Annotated in this window: 1 protein-coding gene; it reads right to left on the minus strand. The window is 68.4% G+C overall.

Annotated elements, in window-relative coordinates; all coding sequences use genetic code 11:
- Positions 1-269: YgjP-like metallopeptidase domain-containing protein (locus P8629_RS11920; protein ID WP_278166329.1), on the minus strand; the 269-nt coding region annotated here is incomplete at both ends.

Below are 269 nucleotides of genomic sequence, written 5' to 3' on the forward strand. Positions count from 1 at the left end.
GACCACGTACTCGGCGATGTGGCGGGGCAGCAGGATGGTCTTCCAGTGGAAGTAGACCCGGTTGCCCTTGCCGCAGGAGCCCCAGCGGTAGCCGAGGTCCTGGACCTTTACGCCGGCAGGCTCGACACCCATTCGCCGGGCGTGCTCCTTCACCCTGGCGGTAAGCCAGTCGCTGGCGCGGGCGCTGTACCAGCGAACGAAGTGCTCACGTGCGTCGCCCAGGGCGTCCTCACGCAGCTGGAAACGCCCCGCGACGAGCTTGAGCGGGG

Origin of the sequence: Hydrogenovibrio sp. 3SP14C1 (assembly GCF_029625905.1) — a bacterium.
GTDB lineage: Bacteria > Pseudomonadota > Gammaproteobacteria > Thiomicrospirales > Thiomicrospiraceae > Hydrogenovibrio.